General features: G+C 74.3%; 1 protein-coding gene. It reads left to right on the top strand.

Translation table 11 applies throughout. The annotated features are described in order from the left end of the window. A partial coding sequence (locus XBLMG947_RS20805) for a type VI secretion system Vgr family protein (protein WP_209437496.1) occupies positions 1–707 on the top strand: 707 nt, incomplete at both ends.

Below are 707 nucleotides of genomic sequence, written 5' to 3'. Positions count from 1 at the left end.
CCAGGAGGTCCATGCCGACGCGCTGGGCCGGATCCGGGTCAGGTTCCACTTCCAGCACGCGGCCTGTGGTGCGGCCGCGCAGGACAGCACGTGGCTGCGGGTGGCGCAGCGCTACGCGGGCCCGGGCGTGGGCAGCCAGTTCCTGCCACGCATCGGCCAGGAAGTGCTGGTGGGGTTCCTGGAGGGGGACATCGACCGTCCGGTGGTGCTGGGAGCGCTGTACAACGGCAAGGGCGAAGCCGGCGTTCCGGCCACGCCCGGCGGCACCGGCGCCGAGGCCGACACCGGCCTGTATGCCCAGGCCGGCGACGGCCGCCCCAGCGCGCAGGCCAACCTGGCCGGGGGCCACGCCCCGGCCTGGCACGGCGCCGGCGGCGGCGCGGACAACCACCGCAACGCCACCGCGCTGTGGGGCGTGCAATCCAGGGAATGGGGCGGCGCTGGCCACAGCCGGCTGGTGTTCGACGACAGCGACCAGCAACTGCGCCTGCAACTGGCGACCACGCAGGCGGCCACGCAACTGACCCTGGGGCACTTGATCCATCAGGCCGACAACTACCGCGGCAGCTTCCGCGGGGAAGGCTTCGAACTGCGCACCGACGCCTGGGGCGCGGTGCGCGCCACCTCGGGGTTGTGGCTGAGCAGCTACGCGCGCAGCAGCGGCCCGGCCGGCGAGGCGACCGGGCCCAGCGCATTGCTGACCCAGG

Origin of the sequence: Xanthomonas bromi, assembly GCF_900092025.1 — a bacterium.
Lineage (GTDB): Bacteria > Pseudomonadota > Gammaproteobacteria > Xanthomonadales > Xanthomonadaceae > Xanthomonas > Xanthomonas bromi.
Note: the sequence above shows the minus strand (reverse complement) of the source record. Positions and strands in the feature narration are given on the sequence as shown.